This window comes from Hyphomicrobium sp. D-2 (genome assembly GCF_029872155.1).
Classification (GTDB): domain Bacteria; phylum Pseudomonadota; class Alphaproteobacteria; order Rhizobiales; family Hyphomicrobiaceae; genus Hyphomicrobium_A.
On record NZ_JARXLA010000005.1, the window covers coordinates 454502 to 471208 of the forward strand.

At 63.0% G+C, this 16707-nt stretch carries 15 protein-coding genes; 8 read left to right on the forward strand and 7 right to left on the reverse strand.

The features are described from left to right. The first annotated feature begins 34 nt into the window (after positions 1-34). Positions 35-964 (forward strand): formylglycine-generating enzyme family protein, encoded by a 930-nt coding sequence (locus QEZ49_RS12165; RefSeq protein WP_280387221.1) that lies wholly within the window; start codon positions 35-37, stop codon positions 962-964. A gap of 46 nt (positions 965-1010) precedes the next feature. Here QEZ49_RS12165 and ada read toward each other — a convergent pair whose 3' ends face one another. From ada to QEZ49_RS12180, 3 genes are all read right to left on the reverse strand, one after another. Beyond that, the gene (ada, locus tag QEZ49_RS12170) at positions 1011-2063 is read right to left on the reverse strand and encodes a bifunctional DNA-binding transcriptional regulator/O6-methylguanine-DNA methyltransferase Ada (protein WP_280387224.1); all 1053 of its coding nucleotides are present in this window, start codon (positions 2061-2063) and stop codon (positions 1011-1013) included. Between the two features lie 162 nt (positions 2064-2225). Further along, complete coding sequence (locus QEZ49_RS12175; protein WP_280387226.1) at positions 2226-2768, reverse strand: GNAT family N-acetyltransferase; 543 nt, start codon at positions 2766-2768, stop codon at positions 2226-2228. Positions 2769-2854: 86 nt separating this feature from the next. Then, entirely contained in the window at positions 2855-3961 is a 1107-nt protein-coding gene (locus QEZ49_RS12180; RefSeq protein WP_280387228.1) for a DUF2865 domain-containing protein, read from the reverse strand. A gap of 386 nt (positions 3962-4347) precedes the next feature. Between QEZ49_RS12180 and cysS the strand changes: the two genes are divergently transcribed. The 3 genes from cysS (at position 4348) to cimA (ending at position 7669) form a co-directional block, all read left to right on the forward strand. Next, positions 4348-5766 (forward strand): cysteine--tRNA ligase, encoded by a 1419-nt coding sequence (cysS, locus tag QEZ49_RS12185; RefSeq protein WP_280387231.1) that lies wholly within the window; start codon positions 4348-4350, stop codon positions 5764-5766. Next, positions 5763-5888, forward strand: coding sequence for a hypothetical protein (locus QEZ49_RS12190; protein WP_280387233.1), 126 nt, complete (start codon positions 5763-5765; stop codon positions 5886-5888). The genes cysS and QEZ49_RS12190 overlap by 4 nt, the downstream gene beginning before the upstream one ends. 146 nt (positions 5889-6034) lie before the next feature. Further along, positions 6035-7669 carry a citramalate synthase gene (gene cimA, locus QEZ49_RS12195; RefSeq protein WP_280387235.1) on the forward strand — a complete coding sequence of 545 codons (1635 nt, stop codon included), beginning with the start codon at positions 6035-6037 and terminating at the stop codon, positions 7667-7669. A 34-nt stretch (positions 7670-7703) separates the two neighbouring features. Here cimA and QEZ49_RS12200 read toward each other — a convergent pair whose 3' ends face one another. Further along, positions 7704-9227 carry a peptide MFS transporter gene (locus tag QEZ49_RS12200; protein WP_280387237.1) on the reverse strand — a complete coding sequence of 508 codons (1524 nt, stop codon included), beginning with the start codon at positions 9225-9227 and terminating at the stop codon, positions 7704-7706. A 223-nt stretch (positions 9228-9450) separates the two neighbouring features. Between QEZ49_RS12200 and QEZ49_RS12205 the strand changes: the two genes are divergently transcribed. Beyond that, complete coding sequence (locus tag QEZ49_RS12205; RefSeq protein WP_280387239.1) at positions 9451-9747, forward strand: hypothetical protein; 297 nt, start codon at positions 9451-9453, stop codon at positions 9745-9747. 90 nt (positions 9748-9837) lie between these two features. Here QEZ49_RS12205 and meaB read toward each other — a convergent pair whose 3' ends face one another. Both meaB and QEZ49_RS12215 read right to left on the reverse strand, forming a co-directional pair. Then, positions 9838-10815 (reverse strand): methylmalonyl Co-A mutase-associated GTPase MeaB, encoded by a 978-nt coding sequence (gene meaB, locus QEZ49_RS12210; protein WP_280387241.1) that lies wholly within the window; start codon positions 10813-10815, stop codon positions 9838-9840. 110 nt (positions 10816-10925) lie between these two features. After that, positions 10926-11909 (reverse strand): zinc metalloprotease HtpX, encoded by a 984-nt coding sequence (locus QEZ49_RS12215; RefSeq protein ID WP_280387242.1) that lies wholly within the window; start codon positions 11907-11909, stop codon positions 10926-10928. A gap of 161 nt (positions 11910-12070) precedes the next feature. On the opposite strand from QEZ49_RS12215, the gene QEZ49_RS12220 reads away from it, so the two are divergent. Beyond that, positions 12071-12229: a DUF5993 family protein gene (locus QEZ49_RS12220; protein ID WP_280387244.1), complete on the forward strand. Its 159-nt coding sequence runs from the start codon at positions 12071-12073 to the stop codon at positions 12227-12229. 112 nt (positions 12230-12341) lie between these two features. Further along, positions 12342-12899: a disulfide bond formation protein B gene (locus QEZ49_RS12225; RefSeq protein ID WP_280387245.1), complete on the forward strand. Its 558-nt coding sequence runs from the start codon at positions 12342-12344 to the stop codon at positions 12897-12899. Positions 12900-12948: 49 nt separating this feature from the next. On the opposite strand, the gene QEZ49_RS12230 is transcribed toward QEZ49_RS12225, so the two are convergent. Further along, positions 12949-13581, reverse strand: coding sequence for a TIGR00730 family Rossman fold protein (locus QEZ49_RS12230; protein WP_280387247.1), 633 nt, complete (start codon positions 13579-13581; stop codon positions 12949-12951). Positions 13582-13817: 236 nt separating this feature from the next. On the opposite strand from QEZ49_RS12230, the gene QEZ49_RS12235 reads away from it, so the two are divergent. Next, complete coding sequence (locus tag QEZ49_RS12235) at positions 13818-16559, forward strand: hypothetical protein (protein WP_280387249.1); 2742 nt, start codon at positions 13818-13820, stop codon at positions 16557-16559. Positions 16560-16707: the final 148 nt, after the last annotated feature.

Below are 16707 nucleotides of genomic sequence, written 5' to 3' on the forward strand. Positions count from 1 at the left end.
AGTAGCCCAGCCTGCCGCTGACTGTCGCTCACCCATGCGCCTCGCCACCCGGAAATCCGTCACTGCGGCGGGCGACAAAACAGGGATGGTGTATGTGCCCGGTGGCGCGTTTATCATGGGCTCGGATCGGCAGCTGCCGGAAGAACGCTCTGCCCATACTGTGGAGGTGAGCGGCTTCTGGATCGACAGCCGCGAGGTAACGAACGCACAGTTCGCCGAGTTTGTGCGGGCAACCGGATATATTACGCACGCCGAGCGCGCCAATAATCCCGGTTCGGCGGTGTTTGTTGCACCTTCTGAACTGCCGCAGGGGGCCAGAACCTCGCAATGGTGGAAATATATTGAGAGCGCCAACTGGCGCCAGCCGGAAGGCGAGGGCAGTTCTATCGAAGGACGCGAGCGCCATCCCGTGGTGCATGTGACGTATGAGGATGCGCTGGCGTATGCCAACTGGCGCGGCCACGATCTGCCAACCGAAGCTGAGTGGGAATACGCTGCGCGCGGTGGCGACCGTGAAGAGATTGGAGCGCGCACGGCCTATGACGGTGAAAAGCCGATCGCCAACACCTGGCAGGGTGTTTTCCCGGTGCTGAACACCGCCGAGGATGGATTTGTCGGCACGGCTCCGGTCGGCTGCTTTTCGCCCAACGGATATGGCCTGTACGACATGATTGGCAACGTCTGGGAATGGACGAGCGATTGGTATCGTCGCGGCCATGTAAATGTCGCGGCGGTGAATCCAAAAGGTCCACCGGGGCTTGCACCGCTGGCACCGGGCAGTGCGCCCAGCCGCGTTATCAAGGGCGGCTCGCACCTTTGCGCAGCCAACTATTGCGCGCGTTATCGCACCACATCACGGCAGCCGCAGGAAGCGGATCTGGGGACATCGCATGTCGGCTTCAGAACGGTTGTGCGCGATCAGGGCAGCAGCACCAAGGAAGCGAAGGCGAACGTGGGCAAGTAGAAAACGCAGGCGGTAAATGCAGGCGACAATGGAGCCGGGGCACGCTTCAGGTTTTGCGCTCGCGATCCAGAAGTTTGCGCTTGCGATCGATGCCCCAACGATAACCCGACAGCGCGCCATCGGTGCGGATCACGCGGTGACAGGGAATAGCTATCGCGACACTGTTGGCCGCGCACGCGGTGGCGACAGCGCGCACGGCCTTGGGCATGCCGATCGTTGCTGCAATCTCGCTATAGGTTGCGGTTGAGCCAGGCGGGATTTCGCGCAGCGCCTGCCACACCAGATGCTGGAACGCGGTGCCGCGTACATCGAGCGGCAGATCGATGCCCGATTGCGGTGCTTCCACCAGTCCGACAACCTTCGCCATCACGTCTTCAAAGTTTGCATCGCCGCCGATGAGATTGGCGCTGGGAAACCGGCGTTCCAGATCATGAATCAGCGCTTCGGGATCATCGCCCAAAAGGATTGCGGTGATGCCCTTGTCGCTGGCGGCAACGAGGATCGACCCCAGCCAGCATTCTCCAACGGCGAAACGCATATCAACGTCTGTTCCGCCGGCGCGGTAGTCATTCGGTTTCATGCCGATGATGGCTCCGGAGTTGGCATAGAAACGGCCGCTGGATTCAAAGCCCGCAGCGTGAACAGCTTCCGTTACGGATGTGCCCTGCAGCAGCGTTTTGCGCACGCGCTGCTGACGGACAGCAACGGCATAGGCTTTCGGCGTGACGCCAACGGTGGCTTTGAACACGCGATGAAAGTGGTGTGCGCTGAGGCCTGCGGCGCGCGCAAGTGATGTCAGTGAAGGCTGCTGCTCGGCGGTTTCAATCAGACGGCAGATGTCGGCCATCTGTGCTGCGTGGCGATCATGCGGGGCCAGTTCGTCAGGCTTGCACCGCTTGCACGGGCGGTAACCGGCTTTTTCGGCCGCTGCGCAGGTGGCGTGGAATGCGATGTTGCCGCGATTAGGGCGCCGGGCCGGACATGAGGGACGGCAATAGATGCCCGTGGTTGCGACGGAATAATAGAATTTGCCGTCGAAGGAGCGGTCGCGGGTTTCAACTGCGTGCCAGTAGTCAGCGGTTTGTGCGGCGGTCTGCATCGTCCTGCATCTTGCGAGGCCAAGTGAGCGCTTTCCTGCGTCGCGAGCAGGCTAGTGCATCGCGGAGGAGGGCACACTCCGTTTCTTGCGGTCAAATCAAATGCGGGTTGCGCGCTATCCGAAACGCCAGCAATGGCGCGCCGGAGTCGCAGGCGAAATGCGTCAGTGCATTACCGTGTGGCGGGCCAACCCGAGCTTGCGCATCTCGATAACGGGGATCTGCTGGCCGGAGGGCAGGCCTAGTGGGCGCGGTCCGATCTGCTGATAGCCCGAAGCTTCCAGAAACCCGACGGCGCCGGGCAGGGCGCCAATATCGAGGGCGCGGAATCCGGCGGCGCGGGCTTCTTCCTCGATGTGGGCGAGGAGTCGGGCGCCGATGCCGCTGGCGCCGAATAGCGGCTGGACGAATACGCCGATCAGGCGGGCGGTTGGGCTGGGGGCTGCGCTGGAACTCCAGGCTGCAACGGCAACCATCTCGGCGCCGATGAAAGCGCCATAGCTGCGTCCGGCATACAGAAGATCGCTGTAGTGCGGGCTTTGGACGAAATCCATGAGCGCGTGCAGTTGCGCCTGTGTGTATGCGGCGGCCGCGTGCCGTTTGACGGCGCTGGCGATGACATAGCGGGCGGTGGCAAGGCAGTCGACGCTGAGAGGTCTGATCTCCAGCATGTCGACAAGCTGTGCGGCTGGCGCAGAAGGATGCATGATCCGGCTTTCGTGGCGGTTTCCGTCACAGGCAGGTGAAGGAAGACCGGAGCGTCTGGGAGTAAATAAAGCCCGGACGCTCTCTGCTATTGTTGCCTTTGCGCTTCCGCTTCCGAGCGGGCTTCCCAGCCGGTGGCGAGGCTACCGGCAGCACCGGCGCTTTTTCCTGGGCTGGCCTTCCCTTCGGGCGGCACGTATTCCGCTTCCTTACATGAGCAGCCCTTTACCAACTCCTTGCGGTAGCGGAATGCGGTCCTTAATCGTGTGTATGGTTCCTGAGAGCTGAACGACACCGACTGGTCCATGCTGGAACCGGGGTTCTGATAATAATACAGCTCGGCCGGCGCAGCGCAGCGTGATTGGCAGGCCTCGGCATCCTGATCGAAATGGCTCGGCAGGGTTGAGAAGCTCACCGGGAAGTAATAGCCGTCGCACAGGCGCACGCATACCGTGCGGTAGGTGGCGCCGGACTGGCCGCCATAGCTTCCCCAGCGATTGCCGAAATTGCCGACGTCCTCGTCCTGCCAGACCGACGAAGAGCCCTGATCGTAACGCCGGGCTTCCTGCACGTAGTTGTTGCCGCAATTGTTCCGCGCCAGCTCGCGCACGATTTCCTCGCGATAAGAGCGCACGCCGGAATTGGCGATCTGCTGGCGCTGGGCCTCCAGCTCCGACAGTCGCTGCTCCGCCTGCTGGCGCTGCTGGGCGAGGTCGATGCAAGCGCGGGTGCGGCGGATGGATTTGGAGAACAGGAAGTACTCGTAGCACTTGCCGCGCTCCAGATCGGATTCCGCCTGCCGGTAAGTGCGGTCCATCTGGTCGATTTCAGCCTCGATGGCGGGCAGGCGGGAGCGCATGCCGCTGGAGGACTGGCCGTCCTGCACCAGCCGCTGTTCTAGCTGCAGGCAGATCGGGTTCTTGGTCGACCAGTTGACGGCAGGGGCAGACGGTGGCGGCTGCCGATCAGGCGGGGGCTGCGCGTCGTAATAATCCGGCGATGGGCCGCCGCGCGGAGGCGGCGGTTCGCGGTAAACAGGTTCGTCAGGAATCGGCGGCCGTTCCGGCTCGGAGCTTGACCAAGGCCACCAGTCCTGCGCCGTGGCGGGCGCCACAACAGCCGACCAAGCCGTCAGGAGCGCTGCCGACAGGATCGCAGCACCAAAGGCCTTACGCCGAGCATTTGCCTTAACCATCGTGATTTCTGTCCTGCCGTGGCTCAGCGAAGCTTGCGGCCCGCTGTGCGCCAATCGGGGCGACTATGACCACCACGGGCTAGGGGGTCAATGCGGAGCAATTTGGGCGGCCCGCGGCTTACCGACTGGGGAAAACAGCGGCCGATCGATACATTACCTTGGCGCTGAGCCGACCTAACCATGGCTTGGCTTGACGAAGGAACGCGAGTTTGCGCATAACGGCGGGCATGAAGCGCATGCTGCGTCAAACGCCGCCGGCCTGTTGTGCGGCACCGATTTTTATTCTGAGCTAGCACATCCCCGCTGGCGCGCGGCGCGCTTCTTTGGCCAAATTCTGACAGAGAAATCGTCCCCGTCAGCGGCTCCCGACGAGATCAGGGACCACTATGGCCGAGCTGCAATCACTGAGACTGTACAACACGCTGACCCGCCGCAAGGAGGAGTTCGTTCCGCTCGATGCGCAGAACGTGCGCATGTATGTGTGCGGGCCGACCGTCTATGACTATGCCCACATCGGCAACGCGCGTCCGGTGATCGTGTTTGATGTGCTGTTCCGGCTGCTGCGTCACGTCTATGGCGCCGATCACGTCAAGTATGTGCGCAACATCACGGACGTCGACGACAAGATCAACGCGCGGGCGGCGGATGAAGGCATCTCGATCCGTGAGCTGACGGAGCGGACGGCGAAGCAGTTCCACGACGACATCGCCGCGCTGGGCGTGCTGCCGCCGACGGTGGAGCCGCGCGCGACTGAACACATTGATGAAATGAAGACGCTGATCGAGGCGCTGATCGCCAACGGTCACGCCTATGCGGCCGAAGGGCATGTGCTGTTCGATGTGCCTTCGATGCCCGACTACGGCAAGCTCTCCAACCGCACGCTGGATGAGATGGCGGCCGGCGCCCGCGTTGAGGTGGCGCCTTATAAAAAAGACCCGATGGACTTTGTGCTGTGGAAGCCATCGAAGCCCGGCGAGCCGTCATGGCCATCGCCCGCAGGCATCACCGAACCGGGACGGCCGGGCTGGCATATCGAGTGCTCCGCGATGGCGGGCAAGCATCTGGGCGATGTGTTCGACATCCACGGCGGTGGCATCGATCTGGTGTTTCCGCACCACGAGAACGAGATCGCGCAGTCGCGCTGCGCGCATGGCTCGCAAGTGATGGCGCGCTACTGGCTGCACAACGGCTTTCTGCAGGTGGAAGGCGAGAAGATGTCGAAGTCGCTCGGCAACTTCATCACCATTCACGATCTGCTGCAGGAGTGGTCTGGCGAGGTGGTGCGCTTCAACATGCTGCGCACGCACTATCGTCAGCCGATCGACTGGACGCGCAAGGCGCTGGAAGAATCGAAGGCGACGCTGGATCGCTGGGGTGAGATCAGTGATCGCATCGGCGGCGCGCTGCTGGAGCACGCCCTGCCCGACGGCGCCGTTATCGATGCGCTGAAGGATGATCTTAACACACCTCTGGCCATCGCCCGCCTGCACGAGCTGGCGAAGGATGCGCGCAGCGGTGATAATGCAAGCGGCGAGAAGTGGCTGGCTTCTGCCGCATTGATGGGCTTCGATGTTGCGCGCTGGCATGCGCCGGTGCAGAGCGCCGACCTGGTTGAGGTGACCGATCCCGATCTCGCCGTGCGCGTTAACACTTTGGTGGCGCAACGCGGCGAGGCGCGCAAAGCGAAAAACTTCAAGGAAGCCGACCGTATTCGCGATGAGCTGGCGGCATCCGGTGTTATCCTGAAAGACGCCAAGGACACGGCAACGGGCGAAATCGTAACAACCTGGGAGCTGGCACGATGAGCGACGACTGGCACAAGGATACGCCCGAGCCACGCCATTGGCTGGTTTACATGCTGGTGAAGATCGGCATCGCGCTGCTGGCATTCTGGTTGGCCGCGCAGGCATTCGGATATCTTCTTTAGGGACGCACCTTTTCAGGACAGGCATCCGCCGGGAGGGATCGGCGGGTGAGGCAAATGGGTGCACTGCGGTCAGGGATCGTCGGCCGTTGTTAGGCCGGCGTTACGGTTCGGCCAGTTAAGTATCGCGTAGGGGGCGTGCGTAACGCATGACGAGGGAACGGCTCTATCTGTTCGATACAACGCTGCGCGATGGCGCGCAGACGACGGGCATCGACTTTTCCGTCGAGGAGAAGCGCCGCATCGCTGCGGTGCTGGATGACCTTGGCGTTGATTACGTTGAAGGCGGCTTTCCGGGGGCAAATGCTACCGACACGCGCCTGTTTGAAAATCCACCAACATTGGAAACCGCGCGGCTGACCGCTTTCGGCATGGTGAAGCGTGCAGGGCGCTCGGTCTCGAACGACAGCGGCTTTCAGGCCGTGATGGCCGCGAAGTCCCCGGCGATCTGCCTTGTTGCGAAGGCGTGGGACTATCACGTCCGCGTGGCGCTCGGCATCAGCAACGATGAAAACCTTGCAGCGATTGCGCAGTCGGTTGAAGCGATTGTCGCCAGCGGCCGCGAAGCCATGATCGACTGCGAGCATTTCTTTGACGGCTACAAGGGCAACGCGGCCTACGCGCTTGCCGTCGCGCGCACCGCCTATGATGCCGGCGCGCGCTGGGTGGTTTTGTGCGACACCAACGGCGGCACGCTTCCGCACGAGTTCGAGCACATCATTGCCGACGTTACCAAGGTGGTGCCGGGCAGCCATCTGGGCATTCACACGCACAACGACACCGAAAATGCAGTCGCCAATTCGCTGATGGCGGTGCGCGCGGGTGTGCGCCAGATTCAAGGTACGTTGAATGGCATCGGCGAACGCTGCGGCAACGCCAATCTCACATCCATCATTCCGACACTGCTGCTGAAGAGCGAGTTTGCGGATCGTTTTGACACTGGCGTGACGCCCGCGCGTCTGCGTCATCTCACGCATGCGAGCCGCATTCTGGACGAGATCCTGAACCGCAATCCTGACCGCCACGCGCCGTATGTCGGCGAGAGCGCGTTCGCGACCAAGGCCGGCATTCATGCTTCCGCGATCCTGAAGGATCCGCAGACGTATGAGCATGTCGCGCCCGAAAGCGTCGGCAATCGGCGTCGTCTGCTGGTTTCGAAGCAGGGTGGGAAGTCCAGCATTCTGGCGGCGATGGAAAAGCTCGGCATTGCCGTCGATCACGATGAGGCTGTGCTGGCGCGCGTGCTGGACGAGGTGAAATCGCGCGAAGCGGCGGGCTATTCCTATGAAGCCGCCGAAGCATCGTTCGAGCTGCTGGCGCGCCGCATGCTTGGCGAGGTGCCGCGCTATTTCTCCGTCGACAGCTTCCGCGTGATGGTGGAGCGCCGCCACAATGCGCAGGGCGATCTGGTGACGGTGGCGGAAGCGATCGTGAAGGTTTCGATCGACGGTGCGGATGAGCCGATCTGGTCGGTGGGCGAAGGCAACGGCCCGGTGAATGCGCTGGATCGCGCGCTGCGCAAGGATCTCGGCCGCTTCCAGAAGCATATCGAGAATGTCGAGCTGGTTGATTACAAGGTGCGCATTCTGACCGGTGGCACCGAAGCTGTGACGCGGGTGCTGGTTGAAAGCCTCGATACGGTGACGGGCGAGCGCTGGTTTACCGTCGGCGTTTCGCCCAACATCATCGACGCCAGCTTTGAAGCGCTGCTGGACGCTATCAACTACAAGCTGATGAAGGATGCCGCGCGCGTGGTCGAGCAAGCTGTAGGGCGCGCGGTTTAGAGCGGTCGCGTTTTTGCCTTCGTTACGGCGGTGACTAACGCAGATCACGCATCAGCGATTTGAGCCATGGCACCAGCGCAATCAGCAGCGCCGTTGCAACGCCGACCATCAGCGCCTGTTGCAGGAAGAAGCCCGCAAGCGCAGATGGATCAGCCGAGTCGTAGCCCGCGCCGAGGATGCCGGCGATCTTGTTGCCCCACGCCATCGACAGGAACCATACGCCCAGCACCAGCCCGACGAGATGCGGCGGCGCAAGCTTGGTCATGGTGGAAAGGCCGACCGGGCTGAGCAGCAGTTCGCCCGTGGTTTGCAGGAAGAACAGCCCGACGAGCCACAACGGACTGATGCGGCCCTCGGCGGTGAGCATGGCGGCTGGCACCATCAGCAGAAACGATGCGGCAAGAAACGAGAGTCCCAACACGAATTTGACGGGGCTGGATGGCTGGCGCGAGCCGAGGCGCAGCCACAGCGTTGCGAATAGCGGCGCCAGCAGAATGACGAACAGCGGGTTGAGCGACTGATACCAGGCGGCGGGAAAGCTCCAGCCCAACACTTCGTTGCGGGTCAGCTCCTGCGCGAACAGCGCGATGGTGATGCCGGCCTGTTCGAAAATGCCCCAGAAGATCATGGAGGCGATGAACAGCACGAACATCGCCGCCAGATGTTTGGCCGCCAGCGTGCCGTGCATGGCAAAGAAGATGCAGGCGCCAGCCGGAAGCAGCAGGAACAGTCCGCGCAACCATTGCAGTTCCGGCCGGTCAGACAGCAGCGTCAGCACCAGAATGGCGAGAGTGCCGCCCGCTACCAGCAACGCAGACCGTAGCGATGAAGGATCGTGAGACGATGTATCTGGCGATGATATTTCGCGCGACGTAGATGGCGCCGCTGTGAGCCGCGGATCCAGCGTTGACATGCGCCGCATGTAAAGTAGTAGGCCGATAGTCATGCCAATGCCCGCAGCGGCGAAGCCCCAGTGCCAACTGCTGGCGGGGTCAAAGCCGTTGGCTGCGAGCCATTGCTTGAACCATGCGCTCTGCGCCAGAAATCCGGTAATCAGCGGCGCAAGCAAGCCGCCGATGTTGATGCCCATGTAGAAAATCGAAAAGCCTGCGTCGCGCCGATCATCGCCCGGTGCATAAAGTCGGCCGACGAGCGCGCTGATGTTAGGCTTGAAGAGACCGGTGCCCAGGGCAACGAGACAGAGCCCGAGATAGAAGCCCCACAGCGTTGGTACAGCTAGCGCGAAATGACCGAGGGCGATGGTGCTGCCGCCGATAAGCACGGAGCGGTGCGCGCCGAGATAACGGTCGGCGATGAAACCGCCGGGAATGGCCAACAGATAAACGGCCATGGTGTAATTGCCATAAATGCGCGCGGCTTCGACGGTTGAGAGCCCCAGACCGCCAGCAGCGATGGGCGCGACGATGAACAGCGTCAGCAGCGCGCGCATTCCGTAATATGAAAATCGTTCCCACAGTTCGGTAAAAAACAGCGTCGATAACCCTTGCGGCTGTCCGCCGAAAAGCCCGCGGCTAGTGGATGCGCCATTCTTCGCCATGCCGGCGCTTATGCTCCCCCTGATGTCGCGGCGAAAACGTTTCGAGCCGCCAATCAAAAACACGCTGCAGTTTTACACCGCACAAACCAACGGTGCTGATTGCGCTTGGTCGTGTCAAGTCGGGGCGACAGACTTGGCGTGCTCAATCGTAGGGCGTCGGTTGCTGTTGAGCAGTGACGGTTGAGCGAGGGGCGATATGCATCGTTGAAAGAGGAAGTCTGCAATGCAAAGACGCCTGAACATATCATCCGTTATCGCGACGTCTGTGTTCGCAATGCTTGCGGCGGCTGCCGCAGGTGGAGCGGCTTTGGCACAGGATGGATTCCCTGATCCCAATTCAACGGCCAACACGTTCCCCGCTCCGCAGACCGGCACGCCGACCGATCCGGCGGCGGGCGACAATCCAATGGCGCGTGTTCCGACCGCGCGTGACAATGGTGTCGGCTATCAGGCTGAAGGTGTGATTGTGGGCACGCCGCAAGGGATCGTGGAGCTTGAGGAAGACCAGGTGGACAATTGATCACCGGGCACTGCCACCGATGCAGTGGAAACGGAAAGGGCGCCTGCGATGGGCGCCCTTTTCATAATCGCTCAAGGATAGCGGTGAACGTCAGAGCGCTTTGAGAAGCTGACGGGCGGCTTCCTCAGGCGGCATCGATCCACCCAGCACCTGATCGGCGAATGTATCCAGCTTTGCTGCGCCGCCTGCGCGGATACGCTCGGCGACAAGATCGGCCGCCGCGCGGGCAATGAGATAGCGCGCACGCCGCCGCCGCCGCGCCAACGGCTCGCTGGCGTTCTGGCCCGCACCATCGGCGCTCATCGCTTCCACGAGTTCGGCGACGCCTTCGCCGCTGGTCGCGGTGGTTTTCAGCACCGGGATTTTTGTGTTGCGCAAGGCGCGGATGGAAAGCGCGCCCAGCAACTGCTGCATGGTTTCTTCAGCGCCCGGCCGGTCGCCCTTGTTGACGACCATGATGTCGGCGATTTCCAGCAGGCCCGATTTCATCGCCTGAATGTCATCGCCAAGGCCCGGTGCGGAAATGACGATGCGCACGTCGGCCACTTCGGCGACGTCGATCTCGTTCTGGCCGGTGCCGACGGTCTCAAGCAGGATGACATCGCGGCCGGCTGCGTCGAGCGCGTCGATGATGCGCACCGCCGCCGGTGAAAGGCCGCCCAGATAGCCGCGGCTGGCGAGTGAGCGCACGAACACGCCGTCATCGTCCAGCGCGGCCGTCATTCGGATGCGGTCGCCGAGGATGGCGCCACCGGAAACCGGGCTGGAGGGATCGACGGCGATGACGCCAACGGTTTTGCCAGCCTTGCGCAGCTCGGCGATCACCGCGTTCACCAGCGTCGACTTGCCGGCGCCGGGCGGGCCGGTGAAGCCGACGACGAGGGCGCGGCCGAGGTGCGGCTGCATTGCCCGCAACAGCAACGGAGCGGCGGCGGACAGCCGTTCCAGCTCCGTGATGACCAGTGCAGTGGCGCGCCGCTGGCCGGAACGCATGCTCTCGATCAGCGCGGCGGCTTCGGTATCTGTCTCGATGCGCTGGCGCGCCCGGTTTGTCATCATCTCAGCCATGCTCGGCTGATAAGCGTAAATCGGCGGGTGAGGCAAGCGTGGCCAAGCGCCTCAATGGCTTCTGTGGCGGATATGGCGCTGTCATCGGGCCTGAAACCTTCAGCTTTTCATCAGAACCATACGCCGGGAAAGCGGTAACGCGGCCGCAATTTTATCGGCCCGGCCCCGACCAGAGAAATACGAGGCGTTTCAGCGGTGTCGAGTGGCGGTATCGGCGGCGGCTGAAACGAGCTGACCAACGCAATGCGCTGTGTGGCCGGGGGTGGCAGGCGCAGCATGGACGGCAGCGGCACCTTGCGCGCCGGGACCGGTGGCAGCAGGTCGTCGAGTGGTGAGCCGGCTGCAATGTCAAAGCGCGCGATGGCGGACGCCAGCCCCATAGGATCGCCCGTGAGTAGCGTGGCGGCCCGATCAATGGCGAACTCGCGGCTGCGGGACAGGGCAAGCTGCACCAGCGTCATCAGCAACGGACTGGCGATCAGCAACAGCACCGTCGACCACGGCACAGGTTCCTCGCCGCTGATGGCGCGAAACAGGTTGAGGCCAGCAAATACCAGTCCGGCGTAATAGAATGCCTGAGCAACGCGCGAGATGTTGTCGGCGATGCCGAACAGCACCGGATCGCCGCGACGGGTATGCGCAACTTCCCGGGCGAGCATGGCGGTGATCTCACGCAGGGTCAGTTGGCGCAGCAGCCCTTCACTGAAGGCGGTCGCGCTGTGGGCAGGACGGCCCATCGAGAAGATGCTGAGCTGCAGGCTGGGCACCATGTATAGACGCGGCGCCTGCGGCAGACCTCCGCGCCGGGCAAGCTCGGCAGCGATACGATCCAGCTGGGCAAGATCGCCGGCCTGGTACGGCTGCGCTCCGTAAAGGCGCATCATGAGTTCCGGCGGCACATAGAAAGCTGCGATAGCGATGCCGGCTGCGGCGAGCGCACCGACGACCAGCGCGCCGATGTCGAGATAGGTCCACAACACAAGCGCCACCAACGCACCGAATGCGAGCAACAGTGCCGCCGCCTGCGCAATGTTCGTGGCGGTTGCACTGCGATCTGCCGCACGACTCGCGCTATGTTCGATGCCGATAGTCATCGTTGTTTGCCAGAATCCGGCGACGGTTCAGGTGTTGGGTTGAAACGTGATCTTGTCGCGACGGCGTTTGGTGAGCCAGCAGGGGAAACGCATTGCCCCGGTTGCCGGTTTCCGGCCGGAGCGGCGCTAACAGGCAACCACTGTAGCAGGAGAGCGGTATCGTGGAATTTTTTATCGCGTTCCTGAACTTCGGTCTGGCGATGTGGCTTGCCTGGCGACATCAGCCGACGACGGCGCTGTATGTATTCTTTGCCGGGCTCATCTTCGCGGTGGCGCTGTTCATGCGCCATGCCACAACCGAGTTGCCGCTTTCGTTCTAGGGCGTAATCGCTGTGCTGCAAATCACGATGCCGCTTCAGCCATTTCATAAGACCGATGATTGATGCTTCAGGTTGATGTGGACCGACGCGGTCACGGTCCGGGAGACGATCGATGGACATCAGCGCGCAACAGGCTGTGAGGCTGAACGCGTTAGCGCTTTATGCGATTTCGGCGGTTTTGCTGGTCGCGTTTTACTGGCAGCTTGCCTACGATGAGCTGCCGTGCCCGCTATGTCTGTTGCAGCGCGTGGCATTCGTTGCGATGGCCGTGGGGCCGATCCTTACCATCCGCTTCGGGCCCAAGCCGTTGCATTATGCGCTGGTGCTGTTCGCTGCGCTGCTGGGCGCCGCGGTGGCTGCGCGTCAGATATTGCTGCACATCTTGCCCGGCGATACCGGCTTCGGCTCAGCCTTCATGGGCTATCATTTTTATACGTGGGCGTTCATCGTCTTCGTTGCGGGGATCTTTGCGGCTGCCGTGATGCTGTGTTTCGGCGGCCAGTTCTCGCGATCCGATGAAGCCGATGCAGCACCTCGACGTGGCCAGTTCGAGATGGGCGCGGTTGCGCTTGTCATGGCGCTGACCGTGCTCAATGCGGCCAGCGTGTTGCTTGAGTGCGGTTTCGCATCCTGCCCCGGCAATCCGGTGCATTACGAGCTGCTACAGTAACAGTGCCGCGCGGCGGCTGGCATTCGAACCGACCGTCCGCAATCCGCGTCTAGAACTTGGCCAGAATCGCTTCGTCCGTGGCTTCACGCTGTGGCGCCCATGCCCCGAGCACTGCTGGCACGATCTGGCTGGCCTCGCCGACAACCGTAAAGCGCACGTCGAGACCGGCCCGAATGAAGGCGTCGGACTTCATGTGCGACAGCAGGTTGAGGAATGGCGTCCAGAAGCCCGCGATGTTGGCGACGATGATCGGCTTCTTGTGCTGGCCGAGCTGCGCCCACGTCAGCTGCTCCACCAGTTCTTCAAGCGTGCCGATGCCACCGGGCAGGGCGACGAACGCGTCCGAGTGATCGAACATGAGCTGTTTGCGCTGATGCATGTTGTCGGTGACGATCAGTTCGTCGACGTCGTCCATCATGGCTTCGCGCTCGATCGGGAAGCCGGGGATGATGCCGGTGACGCGGCCGCCATGCTTCAGTGTGGCCTCAGCAACTTCGCCCATCAGGCCAAGACTGCCGCCACCGTATACAAGGCCGATGCCGTTGGCGGCGAGGGCTGCGCCTAGCGTGCGCGCTGCTTCAACATAGGCGGGGTTGATGCCGGGGCCGGAGCCGCAATAGACGCAGACGTTGCGCGGGGTTGCGGCGAAATCGTTGTTTCCGTTGATATTCTTCGTGCTCATTCAAAGGTCCGTTTTGGGGCCGGATGATCCGGCGACATAGACCCATATGGTGATTGGCTGGCCGTTTTCGCAGTGCCGACGTGTTGCACAGCATCAACCCATTATCCGATTTTTTGATGACGGTTTGGCTCACCGCCCGTCATGTGCTTAATGATTTGGATAAACTTGGCGGCCGTCAGAGAACCGCCACAAATAGCGGTCCCGCTGGGGTTATGCGGGTAGGGTGCGGGCGTTCCATGTCGAGTAAGCGTATCGTTTTCGCGTTGGCCGTCTTCGGTGTGGCCAGCTCCGTCATTGCCCCGGTTTGGGCCCCGGTTGCAGCTTGGGCGGAAGAGCGCCAGCCAGCGACGCCGAACGGTGTCCGTCAGCAGGCCGAGGATCTGGCCAAGGCTGCCTCGGAAGAGTTTTCCGATATTCTGGCGCCGGACCAAAAGAAAAACGCCGTTGCTGCGCCTGCCACCGCTGAAACCGTGGCCGCCGATGCGAACCCCAAGGGCGATGCTAGCAGTACACCCGGCGCCACCATTGATACTGCGCTGGCTCCGGTCTGGGACTGGCTGGCCCGTTCGGCCAAAACCTATGACGGCGTTGTCGTTGCCCAGTTGCGCAGCGGCGAGAACTGGGCCGCCGCGTTTGAACGCAACGGCATTTCAACCGGTACGATCATAGCCGCCGCAACGGGCGCCGCTTCGAACGCAAACGCGTCTGCGGGCGGTGAGAGCCCTGAGCCACACGGCTGGGGTGGCTTTGTGGAATCGGTGAGGGACTGGCTGGCGCGTGCCAGCCGCAGCTATCGCAATGAGATCGTCAAGCCGCTGCGCGAACTGCTGCCGGGTGAGCCGAGCGAATTTGCGCAGCCGGAAGAGAAGAAGGCGCCGCCGGTAAAGGTCAGCCGTGCCGATACGGCCGGTGGCGCTCCTGCCACTGCCGCTGCTCCCGCTGCTGTCGCTATGCCGAAGGAACTGGTGGCCGATCGCGCCAGCAAGCGGCGTGCTGAGGCTGAGCGCAAGGCCAAGCGCGAAGCCGCAACGGTTGCGCTGGCGGAGCAGACGAGCACGGCCAAGGAATCCGAGGCAAAGCGTCTGGCGGATGTAACGGCGAAAAACAAGATTGCGCGGGAAGCGGAGGCGCAACGCCTCGCAGCGGATGCGGCAGCCGAAGCCCAGCGTGCAGCGGCTGAAAAAGCGCAGCTGGCGGCGGAAGAGGCAAAGCAGCGTCAGGCCGCTGAGGCAGATGCCACCGCGAAGCGCCAGCAGGAAGCACAGCGCATTGCCCGCGCCACCAATCTGGCGAAGGCATCGGAAGCGCGCCGTCTGGCCGAGCTTGAAACGAAGACTCAGGCTATCCGTGCGGCAGATGAGCAGCGCAGGGCGGAACAGGCCGAGGCCGAGCGGGCCGCTGAGATTGCACGCACAGAGGCAGAGGCGCGTCGTCTGCTGACCGCCGCAGCGGCGGAAGAGGCGCGGGCCAAGCGCGAAGAGGAAGCACGGCAGATTGCCAAGGCTGCCGAGCAGGCGCGCGCATCCGAAGCCCAGCGTCTGGCTGATGTTGCTGCGAAGGCCAAGGCCGCGCAGGAAGCCGAAGCAAAGCGCCTGGTCGAGGAGCAGCAGCGTCTTGCGGCTGAAGCGGCCGAGCGCGCCCGTAAAGAGGCGGAAGCCAAGCGGCAGGCTGAAGAGCAGCGGTTTGCAGCCGAAGCGGAAGCGCGCCGCAAGGCCGCTGTAGAAGCCGAAGCCAAATCCCGGCGCGCGGCGGAAGAGGCTGCTGAACGCGCTGCGGTGGCCGAAGCCGAGGCGGAAGCCAAACGGCAGGCTGAGATCGAAGCTGAAGCCGAGCGCCGGATTGCGGCAGCCCGCGCGAAGGCCGATCGCGAACAGCAAGTTGCGCTGGCCGAGGCGAAAGAGCCAGCGGCACCGGCTGCTGGCCGGACGACGCCGAGCGCACCCGCAGTGGTGCCACCGGCAGCGCAGAACGACGGCGCTTCGATAGCCGACGAGACGATCAGGTCATACACTGCGCCGGTGCCATCGCCGTTGCCGACAACATCGAAGGGCGGCGTGGATCTTTCGCCGGTGCCGCCCGCGTCAGAGCTGGCCCGTTCTGGCGTGCCCGCCGGTGAGGCGGTCGTGATGGAGCACTCCTCGATTGCGACTGCACCGAAGGTTGCCGCCAACTCGAAGGGTGGGGATGTCGCGTCCCGCGCCTCTAAAGATACGTCCCGCGCTTCTAAAGACGCGTCCGGTGCTTCCAACAATGCTCGCCCCGCGTCCAAGGATGTGGCGGCATCAAACGGTGCGAAGGCGCAGACATCGGCGAAATCCGCGGACGTGACGGTGCCGGAAAAGAAAACGCCGGTCACCCCGGAGAAGAAACCAGCCACGCGTGCAACGGCGTCGAAGCAGGTCGAGGCCCCGGCGCAGAAGCCAGCAGCGGCAGCCACAGCGCCAAAGCCTGAGAAACCTGAGCGCAAGACGGCAACTGCGCCGGAGCGCAAGCCGGCGGCGCAGCAAGCTCCGGTACGCAAGCCGGCCGTGCCTTCAACGGCGGCTGGCGTGCCCAAGGCACGGAAGGAAGTGTTGACGGCTGAGGTGAGCCCGCCCGTCGCCAAGAAGAAATCCCGCAAACGCGTGCCCGTCCATGCCGGTGGCAGCAGCGGTAAAAAGGCCTATGCGGTTCGCTCCTCGGGGCGGAAGATCGCGCGCTCGCACCATGGCAAAACCGCAAAGCATGCGTATCGCCAGCGCCAGCACCGTTCAGCCCAGGCGCCCTCGGCAGTGCGTGTCGCCCCTGTGCTTAAGCGCGGCTACCGTGTGCGCCAGTGCGCCTGCCTTTGCGCCAAAGCTACGCCGCGCAAACAGCGGCTGGCTGCGGGTGCAACCCATGCCGGGCCGCGTATGGTGAAGGTTGAGCGTCGCCAGTATCGCAAGGTCGGGGCGAAGTATAAGAGCTCTCGCGTGATCCGGCGGCACAATCGGGGCTGACCCGTACGGCAGTCGCCTCGTTGCGGCGTGAACTGGCGCGCCGCGACCGGATGCTTCAGCGCATGCCGGGACGGGGGCTCCGTCCCGTCGCATCTGGTCGCAATTCGCGTGCTCTCTCGGACACCGGCTAAAAACCGGCTATGTTAGC